We start from the raw sequence: 17,029 nt of genomic DNA, 5'->3' as shown, positions 1-17,029 counted from the left end.
TCGCTCAACGACCGGTGAGGGTCGCTCGCTCAACGACCAACGAGCGTGAGGCCGGTGAGCTCGGCGAGCGATTCGATGGTGTTGTCGCCGAACGCCTCGCGCACGGCGAAGCCGTCGGGCGTGACGTCGAAGATGGCGTGGTCGGTGTAGACGCGGCTGACGCAGCCGACGCCCGTGAGCGGGTACGTGCACGACTCGACGAGTTTGGACTCGCCCTGCTTGGTGAGCAGGTCGGTCATGACGTAGACGTCCTTCGCACCGATAGCGAGGTCCATCGCACCGCCGACCGCGGGGATCGCCCCGGGTGCTCCGGTCGACCAGTTGGCGAGGTCGCCGTCTTGGCTGACCTGGAAGGCTCCGAGCACGCACACGTCGAGGTGGCCGCCGCGCATCATGCCGAACGAATCGGCGTGGTGGAAGTAGGCCGCGCCCGCGAGCGCCGTGACGGGCTGCTTGCCGGCGTTGATCAGGTCGGGGTCGATGAGGCCCGGCTCGGGCGCCGGTCCCATGCCGAGCAGCCCGTTCTCGGTGTGCAGGATGATCTCGAGGTCGTCGGGAAGGAAGTTCGCCACGAGGGTCGGGGCGCCGATGCCGAGATTGACGTACGCACCCTCGGGGATGTCTGCGGCGATGCGCTTCGCGAGGTCGTCACGACTGATGCGGGTGCTCACGCGGCATCCTCCTTCTCTTCGTCCGTGTTCGCGTCGAGGGGTCGACCTTCGATGTCGACGCCCCCGACGAATTGGCCGTCACGCAGCCAGAGGCGCTGGCCGACCGCGACGACGCGGTCGACGAAGATGCCGGGCGTCACGACCGTCTCGGGCTCGATGGCGCCGAGCGGCACGACCTCGTCGACCTGCGCGATCGTCGTCGTCGCCGCGGAGGCCATGATCGGACCGAAGTTACGGGCGGTCTCGCGGTACACGAGGTTGCCCCAGCGATCCGCCCGGAGCGCGCTGATCAGCGCGAAGTCCGCCCGGATCGGATACTCGAGGACGTAGCGGCGTCCGTCGATCTCGCGCTCTTCCTTGCCCTCGGCGAGTTGCGTGCCCACCCCCGTCGGCGTGAAGAAGGCGCCGATTCCCGCGCCCGCGGCCCGGATGCGTTCGGCGAGGTTTCCCTGTGGGACCAGCTCGAGTTCGATCTCGCCGGCGCGATAGAGGCCGTCGAAGACCCACGAGTCGCTCTGCCGCGGGAACGAGCAGACGATCTTGCGGACCTGCTTGTTGGCCAACAGTGCCGCGAGGCCGGTGTCGCCGTTGCCCGCGTTGTTGTTGACGATGGTGAGGTCCTTGGCGCCGTGCGCGATGAGTGCGTCGATCAACTCGACGGGCTGACCCGCGCGACCGAAACCGCCGATCATGACGGTCGCGCCATCCGGGATGTCGCCGACCGCCTGTTCGACGCTCGGCACGGTTTTGTCGATCACGACGCCTCCTCGCATGTGTTCGCTCTGCGAACGCTGGTTCGCTATACGTCCACTCTACTGCGGTGCTCCCGCGGTTGGCCAGCCCTCGGACGGATGCCGTGGGCATCACGAACCGGAACGGTTCAGGCCTCGGCGAAGACCTCGGAGGCGATGCGGAACGCCGTGTTGGCCGCGGGGACTCCGGAGTAGATCGCGGATTGCAGGATGACCTCGCGGATCTCATCCACGGTCAGGCCATTGCGCAGGGCCGCGCGCAGATGCATGGCGAGCTCTTCGTGGTGCCCGTGCGCGATGAGCGAGGTGAGCACCGCGATCGAGCGCTCGCGCCGCTGCAACCCGGGACGCGACCACACGTCGCCCCATGCGACGCGCGTGATGAAGTCCTGGAAGTCGGCCGTCAGCTCGGACGTGTTGGCGATCGAACGATCGACGTGCTCGTCCGAGAGCACGGCGCGACGGACGACCATGCCCTGGTCGTAGCGCTCCTGATCGGTCAGGCCCTCGCCCGCGGGACGGGTCATCGGCTCGTCCCCTCGAAGAACTCCTGAAGCAACCGGCCGGTGGCCTCGGGCTGTTCGGCGGGCGGCAGGTGGGCCGCCCCGTCGATGCGGACCGCGCGGCCATCGCGCACGCCCTCCGCGATCTCGATCGCCTTCGCCTCGGGGGCGACGGTGTCGTGCTCACCCCACGCGGCCAGCACCGGCAGAGCGATCGACGAGAGCTGGTCGCGCACGTCGTACTCGGCGAGCGCCTCGCAGCAGCGGGCATAACTGTCGTCGTCGGTATCTTGCAGCGCGTGCAGCAGCCGGCCGGTCAATTCGGGCCGCCGGGCGATCGAGTCGGGCGCGAACCACCGCTGCGCCGAACCGATGATCAGGCTCGACGTCGACTGCGTCCGGGCCTGAGTGGCACGCTCGTGCCAGGCCGCCGCATCTCCCAGCTGTGCGCCCGAGGCGACGATCGCGGCGCGTTCGACCAGGTCCGGATGCCGAAGCGACAGCTCGAGCCCGACGGCACCACCGAGCGACACCCCCGCGTAGCGGACCGGGCCACCACCGAGTTCGCGGATGCCGTGGGCGACCGCGTCGGCGAGCTCGCCCACGGTGAAGGGTGCCGCGGCGACGGGCGATGCGCCGTGTCCCGGCAGATCCCACGCGACGACGCGGTAGTCGGCCGCGAGCATCGGAAAGACGTCTTCCCAGAGGATCGTCGACGTGCCGAGCGACGGGCCCAGAACAACGAGGGGCGCGTCGGTCGCGCCGACGGGTGCGGTGATCGCGATCTGCGGAACCGTCATGAGAGAACCTCCGGATTGTCGTGCTGTGCCGGGTCGTACTGTGCCGAGTCGTTCTGTGCCGAGTCGTTCTGCGGGCCCGGCTCACGGAGAGCAGAGTCGAGGTAGGAATGGGCGAGCCCGAGATAGTGGGCGGGATCGACGAGCGCGTCGACATCGAGGTCGACCGCTTCGGGAAGCGCGCGCACGAGGTCAGCGAGGTCCGCGCCCCCGGATGCCTCGGCGACGAGTGCGGCGAAACGCGCCCGGCCGATCAGGGGCACCAGCGTCAGCGAGAGGCGCTCGCTGACGATCAGAGCTCCGGTCAGGTCCAGATTGCGGGCCACCGCCGCGCGATCCACCGACAGGCCGCCGACAACACGCGCGGCGTTTGCCGTCGCTCCGAGTGCGAGCCGCAGCAGTTCGCGCAGCGTCGGCCACTCGGCGTGCCACGACCCGTCCGGCCGCTCATCCGCGGCCAAAGCGGACGCGAGGTGGAGCGTCGCTCCGAGCTGGGGCGCACGCATCGCCGCCGAGCGGATCAGCACGGACCCCGCCGGATTCCTCTTCTGCGGCATCGCGGACGATCCACCGGCCGCCCCCTCGGCCAGCTCGCCGATCTCGGTGCGAGAGAGAGTGGCCACATCGGTGGCGATCTTGCCGACCGCATCGATCGCCTGAACGAGGGAGTCACCGAGTTCGGTGACGGGCCACCGGCTGGTATGCCACGGGGCATCCGGCACGGCGAGCCCGAGCGCGTCGGCGAAGGGTTCCGACAGCCGAGCCGCCGCATCCGCTCCGACGGTCTCGACGATCGCGGCGAGCGTACCGCCGGCCCCGCCGAGCTGCGCCGGGAGCGCGACGACCGCGGACTCGAGTCGCGCAGCAGCCCGCTGCACTCCCCGCAGCCAGACGGCGGCGCGCAGGCCCACCGTGGTGGGCACCGCATGCTGCGTCAGGGTGCGCGCGGCCGCGACATCCTCGGCATGCTCTCGCGCGAATCCCGCCAACTCAGCCTCGGTGCGCCTGAGGTTGCGCAGAACCTCGCGGCCCGACCCGTACGCCACGAGCATGAGGGCCGAATCGAGGATGTCCTGGCTCGTCGCCCCGCGGTGCACCCACGCGCGCGCAGTCTCGGGCACGCGTGCCTTCAGCTCGGCGACGAGCGGTATGACGGGATTACCCCCCGAGACGGCTGCCTCGGCCAGGGCGACCGCGTCGATCCCGTGCCCCCGGCATCCGCGTCCCTCGTACTGCCAGCCGAGCGTCGCCGAGACGTCGGCGACGACTGCGGCGGGGGCCACACCCACTTCGCCGTACGCGCGCACGAGGGCGACCTCGACGGCGACGAGCGCGTCGAGCACCGCCTCGTCCGACACCAGCGCGTCGTGTCCGACGCTCACGGGCGAGAGCAACCCCACATCGAACGCGGGCGGCGACACGCGCGCGCCGGATCGATCGGGGGGTGCATCAGAAGGCAAGGAAGACGGTCTCCTTCTCGCCCTGCAGCCGGATGTCGTGCCGCAGGCTGCCGTCGGGCAGGCGCGTTGCGATGAGCGTACCGCGCTCGTCCTCGGACAGGTCGGACAGCAGCGGATCGGCCGCGAGTCCGGCCTCGTCCTCGGGCAGGTAGATGCGCGTGTGCAGCTTGTTCGGCAGACCGCGCGCGAAGACCACGGCGGCGAAGAACGGCGCTTTGCCGTCGATCGAGCCGGGGTTGCGTGTCCAGAACTCGTAGTGTCCCTCGTCCGTCGTCGCCGAACGCCCGAAGCCCGTGAAGGTGTGGTCGTCGCGGCGACGCGCGCCGCGACTGCGCGAGACGGTGCCGTCGCTGTCGGCACCCCAGATCTCGACGACGGCATCGGGGATCGGAGCCCCGGCCCCGTCGTACACGGTGCCCGAGAGCACGATCGCTCCGGGGGAGTGCGGGAAGGTGACCTCGTGCATCTTCGGATAGGCGAGGCCGAACGCGAAGAACGGCCCGATCGTCTGGCCGGGTGTCGGCTCCAGGCGGGTTTCGGTGCTCATCAGTGCTCTCCCTCGGGCTCGAACCAGGTCGCGGACGGACCGTCGACGACGATGTCCCACGTGTAGCCCATCGAGAACTCGGGCACGGTGAGGTCGTGGTCGTAGGCGCCGACGAGACGGTCGCGCGCCTTCTGGTCGCGGATGGTGTTGTAGATCGGGTCGAGCGCGAAGAGCGGGTCGCCCGGGAAGTACATCTGCGTGATGATGCGCTGCGTGAAAGCCGTGCCGAAGAGCGAGAAATGGATGTGGGCCGGACGCCACGCGTTGATGTGGTTCTTCCACGGGTACGGACCGGGCTTGATGGTCGTGAAGAAGTACTCGCCGTTGTCGTTCGTGACCGTGCGGCCCGCGCCCGTGAAGTTCGGGTCGAGGGGCGCCGGGTGCTGGTCGCGCTGGTGGATGTAGCGCCCAGCCGAGTTGGCCTGCCAGATCTCGACGAGCTGGTTGGCGAGCGGCCGACCCCAGCTGTCGAGCAGGCGTCCCGAGACCGTGATGCGCTCGCCCAGGGGCTCACCCGTGTGCTGCAGCGTCAGGTCGGACTCGATAGCCGCGACGTCGCGCTGGCCGTACGCCGGCGACCACAGCTCGATCGTCTCGGGGTCGACCAGGCGCGGGTTCTTGGTGGGGTGGCGCAGGACGCTCGACCGGTAGGGCGCGAAATCGTAGAGCGTGACCGGTGCGGGCGCCTCGCCCCGCGCCTCGCGTGCCAGATGGTCGGCGTGGATCTCGGCCATCTCGGCGTTGATCTCGCGCTGCGAGGGCATGTCCGGCGAGGCGAGCAATGATTCGGGGGCCGCAGCCTGCGGAGTTGTATCTGTCATGGTGTCTCCTTCGACAAAGAGCTATCCAAAGGGTGACAGGCGGGCCCCGCGCATCCGCCACGGATTCTCACTCAGTGGGATCCGTCTCCCGCAGGATCCGTGTCAGGTCCGCTGCCGACTGTGTCACGAGTGCGGCCAACCGACGCTCATCGGCCCTCTCCAGCCGCACGACCATGCCGATCGCCGCGGGCGGGAGGCCCGCGACCTTGCCGAGCGCCGCGGCCACCGAGACGTTGCCCAGCGTCATCTCTTCGCGCGTCGTGGCGTACCCGCGGCGGCGCGCGACAGCCAGCTCGGCCCGCAGCACTTCTTCCGTCGTGATGGAGTGCGTCGTCTCGCGTTCGAGGGGTGTCGAGAAGTAGTGAGCGAGCCAGTCCTCGTCGCGCGTCGCGAGGAGCGCCTTGCCGACTCCCGTCGTGTGGAGCGGGTGGCGTCCGCCCATCCGGCTGAGGGTGGGGATGGACGACTGTCCCGTCACCCGACCGACGTACAGGGCGGTCGCACGCTCGGGCGTCGGGGCATCCAGAACCGCGAGGTGCACGTTCTCGGCGGTGGCTTCGTAGAGGCGCAGCATGAACGGAAGTGCGGTTTCGCGCAGTCGCAGCGAGAGCGGCGAGAGCTCGCCCAGCTCCCAGAGCCGCACGCCGATGGTGTACCGATGACCGGGGGCACGCGCGAGCAGGCCGAGCGTGGTGAGCCGGGCGAGCAGGCGGTGCAGCGTCGACGTCGCCAGGCCCGTGCGTTCGGCGATCACCGCCGCCGAGAGGGCGGGCTCATCGTCCGAGAAGCACTGCAGCACGCCGAGGGCGCGCTCGAGGACACCCTCTGCAGCACTGTTTTGTGCAGCACTGTCTTGTGCAGCACTGTCTTCTGCAGCACCGTCTTCGGCAACACCGTCTGCAGCACCGTCGCTATGCATCGTCGCTCCCCCTCTCTCACCGAGGCTATCTTGGGCGAATGGCGAACTCGCCGACGGGTGACACGATGGCGGAACGCATCGTGCGCGTGCTCGACACCTTCAGCGCCGAGAGAACCGTGCAGACCGCGGCGCAGATCGGTCGGCGGTCGGGGCTGCCGTCGTCCACGGCGCACCGCATCGTCGACGAACTCGTGCGCGCGGGGCTGCTCGAGCGCGACGACGAGCACCGCGTGCGACTCGGCATGAGGCTGTGGGAACTCGCCCTGCGGGGGTCGAACGCGCTGCGCCTGCGCCAGGCGGCGCTGCCCTTCATGTCGCAGGTGCAGGCGCGGGTACGCGAGCACACGCAGCTCGCGGTGCTCGAGCAGGACGAGGCGCTGTTCCTCGAGCGCCTCTCGCACCCCGAGGCCGGGGCCAACATCACGAGGATCGCCGGCCGACTCCCCCTGCACGCGTCGTCGTCGGGTCTCGTGCTGCTCGCCTTCGGTCCCGACGATCTGCGTCGTCGCGTACTCGCCGGGCCGCTCGTCTCCGTCTCTCCCGAGACGATCACGGACCCCGCCGTGTTGTCGCGCGTGCTGGACGACATCCGGCGCGCGGGCTACGTCGTCGCCCCCGGGTCGATCGAGAGCGTGTCGACGGGTATCGCGACGCCGATCCGGGATGTGCGCGGTGCGGTCATCGCGGCCCTGTCCGTCGTCCTCCCGCGCGACGCCCCCACCTCGGGCCCCCTCGACGAACTGCGCCGGGCCTCCGCGGGCATCTGCGCAGCCCTCGCCTCCGACCGCCCCTGACCAACGTCCTCCGTGCCGCTGCCGGACCCGCTCCCCTGACAGTAGACGCGGCATAGGCCCCCGAAAACCCGCAACGAGTGCCAGGCGAGCGGGTCCGGGAGGATGGTTGGTTCCCGTTCAATGGGAAATGGGGTGCGAGGGCGGAGTGGTGGGTTGGATGCTGAGGGGAAACAGTCCGTCGAAGGAGACGCCACCATGACCGAGACCGTCCGCACCCGGGTCGCGATCGTCGGAGCGGGGCCCGCAGGCCTGCTCCTGTCCCACCTGCTCGCGTCGGCAGGCATCGAGTCCGTCGTGATCGATCAGCGCACCCGCGATGAGATCGAGAGCACGATCCGTGCCGGCATCCTCGAGCACGGAACCGTCGAGGTGCTCGACTCATCCGGCGCATCGGACCGCGTGCGCACGGTCGGTCATCGGCACGACGGCATCGAACTGCGCTTCGAGGGCCAGGGACACCGCATCGACTTCCCCGGGCTGACCGGCCGCAGCGTCTGGCTCTACCCCCAGCACGAGGTGCTGAAAGACCTGATCGCCGCACGCCTCGCGGGCGGCCAGGACCTGCGCTTCGGCGTCACCGCCGAGCGCGTCGAGGACGCCGCAACGGATCGGCCGCGCGTCATCGCGACCGGACCCGACGGCGAGTCCTTCGTCATCGAGGCGGACTTCGTCGTCGGCGCCGACGGCTCCCGCAGCGTCGCCCGCGCGGCGGTCACGGGCTCGCAGACCGGCGGCTACTTCCGTGAGTATCCCTTCGCCTGGTTCGGCATCCTCTGCGAGGCGCCGCCGAGCTCGGACGAGCTGATCTACAGCAACTCGCCCGACGGCTTCGCGCTGATCAGCCAGCGCAGCGCCACCGTGCAGCGGATGTACTTCCAGTGCGACCCGAACGCCGACACCGAGGCGCTGAGCGAGGACGAGATCTGGGAACAGCTCCAGCTGCGCGTGCCCGGGACGACGCTGCAACGCGGCCCGATCTTCCAGCGGGATGTGCTGCGGTTCCGCAGCTTCGTCGCGCACGAGCTCCGCGCCGGGCGCGTCGCGCTCGTCGGCGACGCGGCCCACACGGTCCCGCCGACCGGGGCGAAGGGCATGAACCTGGCCGTGGCCGACGTGCTGCTGCTCGAGCGGGCGCTCAGAGCCCTGCTCCTCGAGAACGACGAACGCCTGATCGACGTCTACGCCGAAACCGCGCTGCAGCGCATCTGGAAGGCGCAGCACTTCTCGTGGTGGATGACGAGCATGCTGCACGTCGCACCGGATGCCTCGGACTTCGACCGCCTGCGCCAGGTGGGCGAGCTCCGCAGCGTCGTCGAGTCCGAGGCCGGGCGCACCTACCTCGCCGAGGCGTATACGGGTTGGCCGTTCTCGACGGCCCTGTAGCGTCTCGACGGCCCTGTAGCGCCGTCATCCGCTCACTGGGAACCGCGGACCGGGCCCGCCCGCGCCTCGGCTATAGTCCGGTGATCATGGGCTCCGACAACGAGGTACGCACGCACGCGTCGCGCCCGGCCAGAGAGGACGCCCGTGTCGGCATGAGTGCGCCGGCCGCGGGGCTGACCCTGTTCGTCGCCGTCTGCCTCGTCGCGGCGAACATGCGCCTGAGCATCACGGCGGTCGGTCCCCTGCTCGACCAGATCGGCACCGATACGGGAATGTCGGTCGGCGCTCTCGGTCTGATCGCCGCCGTGCCGCTCGTCGCCTGGGCGGCGCTGTCACCTTTCGCGCTGGGGCTGAGTCTGCGGTTCGGGATGTCGCGAGCCGTGTTGGGGGCGCTCCTCCTGTTGCTCGCGGGCACGACCGTGCGCTCGCTGCCCGGCCCCACCATCAGCCTGTGGATCGGAACCGTCCTGATCGGTCTCGCGCTCGCGGTGGCCAACGTGCTCATGCCCGCCGTCATCAAGCGGGACTTCCCCGCGCGCGTCCCGGTCGTGATGGCCGTCTACACGGGGCTGCTCGGGGGCGTCGGAGCGATCGGCTCGGGGGTCGCGGTACCCCTGTCGTTCCTCGGCGACGAGCAGTCCGGATGGCGCATCGCGCTGCTCGTCATCGGTGCCGGGCTGCTCATTCCGGCGATCGCGGTGTGGGCGTGGGCGACGCGCGGACACAACGCCGTCCACCGCGCGCGGCCCGTCGTCGCCCGCACGAGCACGGGGATCTGGCGGGATGCGCTCGCGTGGCAGGTGGCCGCATACATGGGCTTCCAGGCATCCACCTTCTACATGATGCTCACGTGGTTGGCCGCGATCTCGACATCGATCGGCCGCTCAGAGGTCGTGGCCGGGTTCGACGTGATGATCTATCAGCTCACCACGATCATCGGTTCGATCATCGTGCCGGTCCTGCTCCGCGGCCCCGCCGAGCGATACGTCCCCGCAGCGATTCCGCTCGTCGGCGTCATCGGCATCGCGGGGCTGATGGTCGCCCCCGGGGCGATCGTCATGTGGGTGCTGATCGCGGGACTCTCCTCGGGCGCCTCGCTCAGCATGTCGCTGACCCTGATGGCGCAGCGAGCGCGAACGCCGGATGCTTCGGCCGCGCTCTCGGGCATGGCCCAGTCCGTCGGCTACCTGATCGCCGCGGTCGGCCCCGTGCTGTTCGGAGCGCTGCACGCGGGGTTCGGCGGATGGACGGTCTCTCTGGGTCTGCTGGGGCTGGTCCTGCTCGCGCAGTCGGTGACGGGCGTGCTCGCGGGCCGACCGCGGTTCGTTCTGGATGCGCGTCAGCCGCACCGCAACTGATCTGGGGCCGATCAGGCGATGCGCTCGCCGCACATACCGCACACGCCCGTGGGCGGCACCTCGACGAAGCACGTCGGACAGACCGCCGCGACCCGCTCGGGCACGGCCGGTCGACGGGGCGCGGCGGCCCTCGCTGCGCGCGCGGTCGAGCGTCGCACGCGGGCATCCAGCTCCGACTCGACCGGGGCCGGCGGCGGGGGCAGGTGCTCGGCGCAGTGGAAACGGACGACGCCGGCGTGGCTCTTCGGATTCCGGCGGCGGACCGCCCACAGCTCGGTGCGATCGCGCGGCTCCGAGGCGGGGCCGCACTCCGAGCAACGCGTCGGGTCGCCGGGCACGACGTCCGCGACGAGCACGGGAACATCGAAAGGGAGGTCTTCGCGCCAGTCCGTCGAGCCGGTGATCTTCACCCCTCCACGGTACGCGCACGGCAAGGTGCCGGTCGACCGGCTGTGCAGCGCGGTCAGTCGGGAAACGCCACGACCCGCAGCAGCGCCGTGAGTCGATCGCGTTCGCCCGGCGTGAGGCGTCCGAACACCTGCTGCTCGGCGGTGCGCGCCGCGGCGTGAGCCTGCTCGTACACGAGACGGCCGGTGGGTGTGGCGACGACCACGTTCGCCCGCCTGTCTGCCGGGTCGGGCTCGCGAACGACCAGTCCGCGGGCCTGCAGGTCATCGACGAGCGCGACGACCTGGCTGGGATCGAGCCGCAGAAAATCCGCCAGGTCACGCTGGGACGGCCGCGACCCATCCACCGCGAGCGCGAGGATCGAATACGACCGTGCGCGCAATCCGGATGTCGCCAGCGCGGCGTTGCCCGCCGCGAGCGAGAGGGCATTCGCGCGAGCGAGCAGAAAACTCATCTCGTTCCCCAGGGCACCGCCGGCCGCACCCCCCGGGGGTGTCGCGATCTGCTCCGTGCTCATAGGAGCGATGGTATCAAAAGTAGTCGTATTCAATAATTGACAATCTCAACTATCGGGGCTCTAATGGACGGAGAGATACGAAGGAGTCATCCATGCTGCTGGAAGGCAAAGTAGCCATCGTCACCGGTTCGGGGCGCGGTCTCGGTCTGGCCTACGCCGCCGAACTCGCCCGGCAGGGCGCATCCGTCATCGTCAACGACGTCGACGAGCAGGTCGCGGCCGATGCGGTCGCGGCGATCGAATCCACGGGCGGCAGGGCCGTCGCGGTCGTCGCGCCCGTCGGGCCGACCGAGACCGCCAAGCTTCTCGTCGACACCGCGTTCGACACCTACGGGCGCCTCGACATCCTCGTCACGAACGCCGGCGTGCTGCGCGACACCGTGCTGTGGAAGATGAGCGACGATGACTTCGACACCGTCATCAACGTTCACCTGCGCGGCACCTTCACCTGCGTTCGCGAGGCCGCGACCCGCATGCGCGAGCAGGCACAGGGCGGCCGGATCATCTGCATCGGCTCCCCCACCGGCCAGCGCGGCAACTTCGGCCAGACCAACTACGCCGCGGCCAAGGCCGGCATCGTCGGCATGGTGCGCACGTGGGCCCTCGAACTCAAGCGCGCCGGCATCACCGCGAACGCCGTCATCCCCGTCGCGGCAACCGCCATGACCGCGACGCTGCCCTACTTCGCCGCCGCCGTCGAGGCCGAGAAGAAGGACGAGCCGATGCCCGCCTTCTTCCGCCACGACCTCGGCTTCGGAACGTCGGACGACGTCGCCGGGCTCATCTCCTACCTCGCCTCGGACGCGGCAGCGGATGTCACGGGTCAGGCGATCGGGATCGGCGGCGACCGCGTGCAGATCTGGTCGCACCCCGAGGCCGTCGCGACGGCGTACCACGACGGCGGGTGGTCGGCCGACGACCTCGCGTCGGAGTTCCCGGCCCTGCTCGCCGAACACGGTCAGAGCGTCGGAGAGACGTTCCCGCCCCTGCCCGACGAGTTCCAGCGCCCCGCCCAGGCCTGATCGCCGCACACCACTCGAAACGGCCTCTCGACGATGAGCAGATACGAACCCGCCCTCGACCTCGAGTCCCTCCAGGCGATCGACATGCACGTGCACATCGAGCTGGACGACCACGGTCACGCGTCGCTGCCACCCGATCTGGCCGCGGCCGCCGCGAAGTACTTCAGCTCGGACATCGGGCAGCCCGACCTGGACTCCGTCGCCGCCTACTACCGCGAGCGCAAGATGGCGGCGGTGGTGTTCACCGTCGATTCCGAGACGGCGCTCGGCCACTCGCCCCTCTCGAGCGAAGAGATCGCCGAGGGTGCGCACCGCAACAACGATGTCCTGATCCCGTTCGGATCGGTGGATCCGCACAAGGGCGCGGCCGCGGTGGATCAGGCGCGGCGCCTCGTCGAGGAGTACGGGGTGCGCGGCTTCAAGTTCCACCCGACGGTGCAGGGCTTCGACCCGAGCGACAGCTCGTGGTTCCCGCTCTACGCCGCGTTGCAGGACGCGGGCGTCGTCGCCCTCTTCCACACCGGTCAGACCGGCATCGGTGCGGGCATGCCCGGCGGACGCGGGTTGCGCCTCGCGCTCTCCAACCCGATGCTGCTCGATACCGTCGCGGCGGAATTCCCCGAGCTGCAGATCATCATGGCCCACCCCTCCGTGCCGTGGCAGGACGAGGCGCTGTCGGTCGCCACCCACAAGCACAACACGTGGATCGACCTGTCGGGCTGGAGCCCCAAGTACTTCCCGACCGAGCTCGTGCGCGCAGCGAACTCCTACCTGAAGAACCGGGTGCTGTTCGGCTCGGACTTCCCCCTGCTGACCCCCGACCGGTGGCTGCGCGACGTCGAGCAGACGACGCTCAAGCCCGAGGTCATGCCGGGGATCCTGAAGCAGAACGCGGTGCGGCTGCTGGGGCTCGGCTGAACCATGAGCACCCCTACCCTGCGCAGCACGGAGCCCTTCGGCTTCGATCCCCTGGGACTCGCGGAGGCCCACCTGAGCGACGCCGCCCGCGGCACGCTCGCCCGACTCGGCGACGTGCTCGACCGCGAGGTGCGCCCCCTGCTGGCCGAGGCGTGGGAGACGGCGACGATGCCCGCGGCCGTGCTCGGCGCGCTCATCCCGCTCGACCTCATGCATCCCGAGGGCGTCACGGCCGAAGAGGCCGGCTCGTCGCTGTTCTCGGGATTCCGCAACTTCGTCCTCGCCCGGACGGATGTCTCGGTCGCGACGCTCTACAACGCCCAGTCGGGTCTCTTCCGCAGCGCCGTGGGCCTCGGCGGGTCGCCGCAACAGGTGGCCGCCCTCGACGCGCGGATCGCCTCGTTCGACGTCAAGGGTGTCTTCGCTCTGACCGAACCCGACCACGGGTCGGACATCGCCGGCGGGCTCGAGACGACGGCCCGCCGCGACCCTGGCGACGACGGTGACGACTGGGTCATCGATGGCGAGAAACGATGGATCGGCGGGGCCGGCGATGCCGACCTCCTCACCGTCTTCGCGCGCGATGCCGACGACGGTCAGGTCAAGGCCTTCCTGGTCCCGCGCGAAACGCCGGGCGTCTCGCTGACCCGCATCGAGGGCAAGATCTCGCTGCGGCCCATGCAGAACTACACGATCGGGCTCGAGGGGGTGCGCGTGCCCGAGACCGCCCGTCTGCAGCGCGTCGACTCCTGGCGGGACGTGTCCCGCATCCTGCGCGCGATGCGATCGGACGTCGCGTGGATCGCGACCGGCCTGCAGGCCGGCGCGCTCGAGGCCGCCGTCCGCTACGTCCGCGAGCGCGAGCAGTTCGGGCGCCCCATCGGGGGCTTCCAGCTCGTGCAAGAGAAGCTCGCGCGGATGCTCGGAAACCTCACGTCATCGCTGACGCTCGTGACGGCGCTCTCGCTCCGCCAGGACGCCGGAGAATTCGCCGATGAGAACTCGGCGCTCGCGAAGATGCAGACGGCGCTGCTGGCACGAGAGACCGTCGCGCTCGCGCGCGAGGTCATGGGGGGCAACGGCATCCTGCTCGATCACGACGCGGCTCGGTTCTTCGCCGATGCCGAAGCCGTCTACTCCTATGAGGGCACCCACGAGATCAACGCCCTCATCGTCGGCCGGGCCCTCACGGGCGACGCCGCATTCACCTGAACCGCGGACATCCGCCATCGCGAAAGAGAGAACACCATGACCACCACCGTCGCCTTTGCCGATCTCCACACCCTCGTCGGTCAGGACCTCGGATACTCCGACTGGTTCGAGGTCACGCAGGAGCGCATCAACACGTTCGCCGACGCGACCGATGACCACCAGTGGATCCACGTCGACCCCGAGCGCGCGAAGGAAGGCCCGTTCGGGGCACCGATCGCGCACGGCTTCCTGACGCTCGCCCTCTTCATCCCCCTGTGGGTCGACCTGCTCGACGTGCAGGGTACGACAACGAAGGTCAACTACGGCCTCGACAAGGTCCGCTTCGTTTCGCCGGTTCCCGCGGGCTCGCGCATCCGGCTCAACGCGACCGTCGCCGAGGTCACCGAGGCCGGTGGCGGGATCCAGATGACCGTGGACGCGACCATCGAGCTCGAGGGCGGCACGAAGCCGGCCGTCGTCGCGCGCAGCCTGCAGCGCTTCTACGCCTGACCCGTCCGTCGTTCGACGATGCACAACCACGGACTGGGCGCGTGGATGTTCACGCGCCGCCTCAAGAGCCCCGACAAGGTCGCCCTGGTGTTCGGCGAGGACGAGCGGATCACGTACCGCCAGCTCGCCGACGACGCGGATCGCGTGTCCGCACTGCTGTGGCATCGCGGCATCCGCAAGGGTGACGCCGTCGCGTACATCGGCGAGAACAGTCCGGATTTTCTGCGGGTCCTGTTCGGCGTCGCGCAGCTCGGGGCCGTCTTCGTGCCCCTCAACACGCGCCTGGCGGCGCCCGAGCTCGCGTACATGCTGTCGGACTGTGGTGCGCGGCTGCTGATCCACGATCCCGAGTTCGCCGGGCGGCTCGCTCCGGGAATCGAGGCGGCTCGGGTGGCCCATGTCATCCCGACGGGGGACGGGGATGCCGAGGTGCCCGGGCTCACGGAGCTCATGCAGGAGTCCTCCGCAGGACATGCCGACACCGCGGTGGTGCTCGAGGATCCCGCCGCGATCATCTACACGTCGGGCACGACGGGTAAGCCGAAGGGCGCCGTCCTGTCGCACGGCAATCTGACCTGGGTGTCGATGAACTGCATCGTGGACTACGACGTCGTCTCGGCGGATGTTGCGCTCCTCATCTCACCCCTGTTCCACGTCGCGTCCCTCGGCATGGGTGCTCTCCCCGTGATCCTCAAGGGCGGCACGATCGTGCTCGAGAAGGGATTCGAGGCGGGGCGCGTGCTCGAACTCATCGAACGGCACCGCATCACGATGCTCAGCGGCGTTCCGACGACGTATCAGCTGCTGGCCGACCACCCGAACTGGGCCGCGACCGATCTGTCGACGCTCACCAAGCTGACCTGCGGCGGTTCGGCCGTGCCGACGCGGATCCTGAACGCCTACGAAGAGCGCGGCCTGTCGTTCTCGCAGGGATACGGCATGACCGAGACGTCGCCGGGGGCGACATCCCTCTCTCCGTCGATGACACGCGAGAAGCAGGGCAGCGTCGGTCTTCCGCATTTCTTCACCGACATCCGGATCGCGGACGAGAACGGCGCGATGGTGCCGCGCGGGACGGTCGGAGAGATCGAGATCTCGGGCCCGAACGTATTCCTCGGGTACCACGGGATGCCCGAGGCGACCGCGGATGCGTTCACCGCGGACGGCTGGTTCCGCTCCGGCGATCTGGGATACCTCGATGCCGACGGATACCTCTATATCTCGGACCGGCTGAAGGACATGATCATCTCGGGCGGCGAGAACATCTACCCGGCCGAGGTCGAGAACCTCATCAGTGACATCACGGGGGTATCGGGAGTCGCCGTGATCGGCGTGCCCGACGAACGGTGGGGCGAGGTCCCGTGGGCCGTCGTCACGCTCCGCGACGACGCGGCGGTCGACACCGTGCCCGACACGGCATCGGTGCGGGCGTACCTGGAGGGCAAGATCGCGCGCTACAAGATCCCGAAGAACGTCGTCGTCGTGGACGAACTGCCCCGCACGGCGTCGGGCAAGGTGCGAAAGGCCGACCTGCGGGCACGCTTCGGCGGCCGCTGACGATGGGCGGGCGCGGGAGGCCGCGAGGACTCCCGCGCCGTGTCAGCGCCCGCCGACCGCAGGTGCGGGGACGGTCCCGAACGATCGGGCGTGGAGCCCCGCGAACTCCTGCTCGGCGAGGGCCGCGAGCTCTTCGCGACGCGCTCGATAGGCCGCGACGGACCGCTCGGCCGGCCACGCGTCGCCCATGAACTCCGCGGGGAGCCGCGGGTCCGCGCGCAGCAGCGCCAGCCAGTCCGCGACGAGGCACACGAGTGCCGAGACGGCGGTCGCGGCGCCGTCAGAAGCCCCCGGTGCCTCCCAGGTCTCGAGGAACCGCTCGTGCTCCGCACGGATCGCGTCGATGTCCCAGGCCTCGCGCACCGACCGCGAGACGGGGTAGGCGCGCAGATCCTCGGCACGGAACGCCGTGACGGCGTGGGGAGCGAGGGCATCCCCGAGCGGCTCGAGCGCGGCCTCGAGGTCGACCTCGCCCGGGGCGATCCACAGCCCGTCACGGAGTGGTGCGAAGCCCTCCCACGCGAGCGTGGCCCGCAACCGGTGACGAATCGTGCGCTGATTCTCGGGAACCGAGAAGGTCACGAGAGTCCAGCCGGTCCCGTTCGGTGCGAACGGATGCTGCGCGTGCACGCGCACGGCGGCCTCGCGCAGCACATCACCGGTGTCGTCGCTCAGCGCGAAGGCGATTTCTCGCCCGACGCGCACCCGTTCGAGCATGCCGCGCCGCGACATCCGATCCAGCATCGCACGCGCGGTCGGGGCAGTGATCGCGGCGCCCTCCAGGACCTCGAGCAGCACGCTCGCGCGCACCGGTTCGCCGATGCGATCCAGGACGAGCTCGCCCAGGAGAGCGAGCAAGAGCTGCTTGGGTTGCCGAGCGCGCACGTGTTGCTCCGTCCTG

19 protein-coding genes are annotated in these 17,029 nt (G+C 69.9%); 8 read left to right on the top strand and 11 right to left on the bottom strand.

The window, feature by feature from the left end:
- Window positions 1-29 precede the first annotated feature (29 nt).
- The 8 genes from CGU35_RS17460 to CGU35_RS17425 form a co-directional block, all read right to left on the bottom strand.
- Window positions 30-671, bottom strand: a complete 642-nt coding sequence (locus CGU35_RS17460; RefSeq protein ID WP_100812718.1) for a 3-oxoacid CoA-transferase subunit B — start codon at window positions 669-671, stop codon at window positions 30-32.
- Entirely contained in the window at window positions 668-1,429 is a 762-nt protein-coding gene (locus CGU35_RS17455) for a 3-oxoacid CoA-transferase subunit A (protein ID WP_100812717.1), read from the bottom strand. The genes CGU35_RS17460 and CGU35_RS17455 overlap by 4 nt, the downstream gene beginning before the upstream one ends.
- 122 nt (window positions 1,430-1,551) lie before the next feature.
- Window positions 1,552-1,950 (bottom strand): 4-carboxymuconolactone decarboxylase, encoded by a 399-nt coding sequence (pcaC, locus tag CGU35_RS17450; RefSeq protein ID WP_100812716.1) that lies wholly within the window; start codon window positions 1,948-1,950, stop codon window positions 1,552-1,554.
- Complete coding sequence (locus CGU35_RS17445) at window positions 1,947-2,726, bottom strand: alpha/beta fold hydrolase (protein WP_100812715.1); 780 nt, start codon at window positions 2,724-2,726, stop codon at window positions 1,947-1,949. The genes pcaC and CGU35_RS17445 overlap by 4 nt, the downstream gene beginning before the upstream one ends.
- Window positions 2,723-4,183, bottom strand: a complete 1,461-nt coding sequence (locus CGU35_RS17440; RefSeq protein ID WP_232711383.1) for a lyase family protein — start codon at window positions 4,181-4,183, stop codon at window positions 2,723-2,725. The genes CGU35_RS17445 and CGU35_RS17440 overlap by 4 nt, the downstream gene beginning before the upstream one ends.
- Window positions 4,173-4,730, bottom strand: coding sequence for a protocatechuate 3,4-dioxygenase subunit alpha (gene pcaG / locus CGU35_RS17435; RefSeq protein WP_100812714.1), 558 nt, complete (start codon window positions 4,728-4,730; stop codon window positions 4,173-4,175). Before pcaG ends, CGU35_RS17440 begins: the two co-directional genes overlap by 11 nt.
- The gene (gene pcaH, locus CGU35_RS17430) at window positions 4,730-5,551 is read right to left on the bottom strand and encodes a protocatechuate 3,4-dioxygenase subunit beta (protein ID WP_100812713.1); all 822 of its coding nucleotides are present in this window, start codon (window positions 5,549-5,551) and stop codon (window positions 4,730-4,732) included. Before pcaH ends, pcaG begins: the two co-directional genes overlap by 1 nt.
- Window positions 5,552-5,618: 67 nt before the next feature.
- A complete protein-coding gene (locus CGU35_RS17425; RefSeq protein ID WP_100812712.1) occupies window positions 5,619-6,470 on the bottom strand; it encodes an IclR family transcriptional regulator in 852 nt (283 codons plus the stop codon).
- A gap of 38 nt (window positions 6,471-6,508) precedes the next feature.
- Here CGU35_RS17425 and CGU35_RS17420 point away from each other — a divergent pair, with 38 nt between their 5' ends.
- From CGU35_RS17420 to CGU35_RS17410, 3 genes are all read left to right on the top strand, one after another.
- Window positions 6,509-7,264, top strand: coding sequence for an IclR family transcriptional regulator (locus CGU35_RS17420; RefSeq protein ID WP_100812711.1), 756 nt, complete (start codon window positions 6,509-6,511; stop codon window positions 7,262-7,264).
- Between the two features lie 195 nt (window positions 7,265-7,459).
- Window positions 7,460-8,647, top strand: a complete 1,188-nt coding sequence (locus CGU35_RS17415; protein ID WP_100812710.1) for a 4-hydroxybenzoate 3-monooxygenase — start codon at window positions 7,460-7,462, stop codon at window positions 8,645-8,647.
- A gap of 86 nt (window positions 8,648-8,733) precedes the next feature.
- Window positions 8,734-10,005 carry an MFS transporter gene (locus CGU35_RS17410; RefSeq protein WP_232711382.1) on the top strand — a complete coding sequence of 424 codons (1,272 nt, stop codon included), beginning with the start codon at window positions 8,734-8,736 and terminating at the stop codon, window positions 10,003-10,005.
- Between the two features lie 11 nt (window positions 10,006-10,016).
- Here the strand turns inward: CGU35_RS17410 and CGU35_RS17405 are convergent, their stop codons facing one another.
- Window positions 10,017-10,415: a glucose-6-phosphate dehydrogenase gene (locus CGU35_RS17405; RefSeq protein WP_100812709.1), complete on the bottom strand. Its 399-nt coding sequence runs from the start codon at window positions 10,413-10,415 to the stop codon at window positions 10,017-10,019.
- A 53-nt stretch (window positions 10,416-10,468) separates the two neighbouring features.
- On the bottom strand, window positions 10,469-10,930 hold the full coding sequence (locus CGU35_RS17400; RefSeq protein ID WP_100812708.1) for a MarR family winged helix-turn-helix transcriptional regulator: 462 nt from the start codon (window positions 10,928-10,930) through the stop codon (window positions 10,469-10,471).
- A 92-nt stretch (window positions 10,931-11,022) separates the two neighbouring features.
- On the opposite strand from CGU35_RS17400, the gene CGU35_RS17395 reads away from it, so the two are divergent.
- Genes CGU35_RS17395 through menE form a run of 5 tightly spaced genes read left to right on the top strand, consistent with a single transcriptional unit; the run spans window position 11,023 to window position 16,128 of the window.
- The gene (locus tag CGU35_RS17395) at window positions 11,023-11,952 is read left to right on the top strand and encodes an SDR family oxidoreductase (RefSeq protein ID WP_100812707.1); all 930 of its coding nucleotides are present in this window, start codon (window positions 11,023-11,025) and stop codon (window positions 11,950-11,952) included.
- A gap of 33 nt (window positions 11,953-11,985) precedes the next feature.
- Complete coding sequence (locus tag CGU35_RS17390) at window positions 11,986-12,870, top strand: amidohydrolase family protein (RefSeq protein ID WP_100812706.1); 885 nt, start codon at window positions 11,986-11,988, stop codon at window positions 12,868-12,870.
- A 3-nt stretch (window positions 12,871-12,873) separates the two neighbouring features.
- On the top strand, window positions 12,874-14,082 hold the full coding sequence (locus CGU35_RS17385; RefSeq protein ID WP_100812705.1) for an acyl-CoA dehydrogenase family protein: 1,209 nt from the start codon (window positions 12,874-12,876) through the stop codon (window positions 14,080-14,082).
- Between the two features lie 36 nt (window positions 14,083-14,118).
- Window positions 14,119-14,571: a MaoC family dehydratase gene (locus tag CGU35_RS17380; RefSeq protein ID WP_100812704.1), complete on the top strand. Its 453-nt coding sequence runs from the start codon at window positions 14,119-14,121 to the stop codon at window positions 14,569-14,571.
- Between the two features lie 18 nt (window positions 14,572-14,589).
- Window positions 14,590-16,128, top strand: coding sequence for an o-succinylbenzoate--CoA ligase (menE, locus tag CGU35_RS17375; RefSeq protein WP_100812703.1), 1,539 nt, complete (start codon window positions 14,590-14,592; stop codon window positions 16,126-16,128).
- Window positions 16,129-16,170: 42 nt separating this feature from the next.
- On the opposite strand, the gene CGU35_RS17370 is transcribed toward menE, so the two are convergent.
- Window positions 16,171-17,013: a PaaX family transcriptional regulator gene (locus CGU35_RS17370; RefSeq protein ID WP_181003471.1), complete on the bottom strand. Its 843-nt coding sequence runs from the start codon at window positions 17,011-17,013 to the stop codon at window positions 16,171-16,173.
- Window positions 17,014-17,029 lie beyond the last annotated feature (16 nt).

Source organism: Microbacterium sp. BR1 (genome assembly GCF_002812725.1).
Classification (GTDB): Bacteria; Actinomycetota; Actinomycetes; order Actinomycetales; family Microbacteriaceae; genus Microbacterium.
Note: the sequence above shows the minus strand (reverse complement) of the source record. Positions and strands in the feature narration are given on the sequence as shown.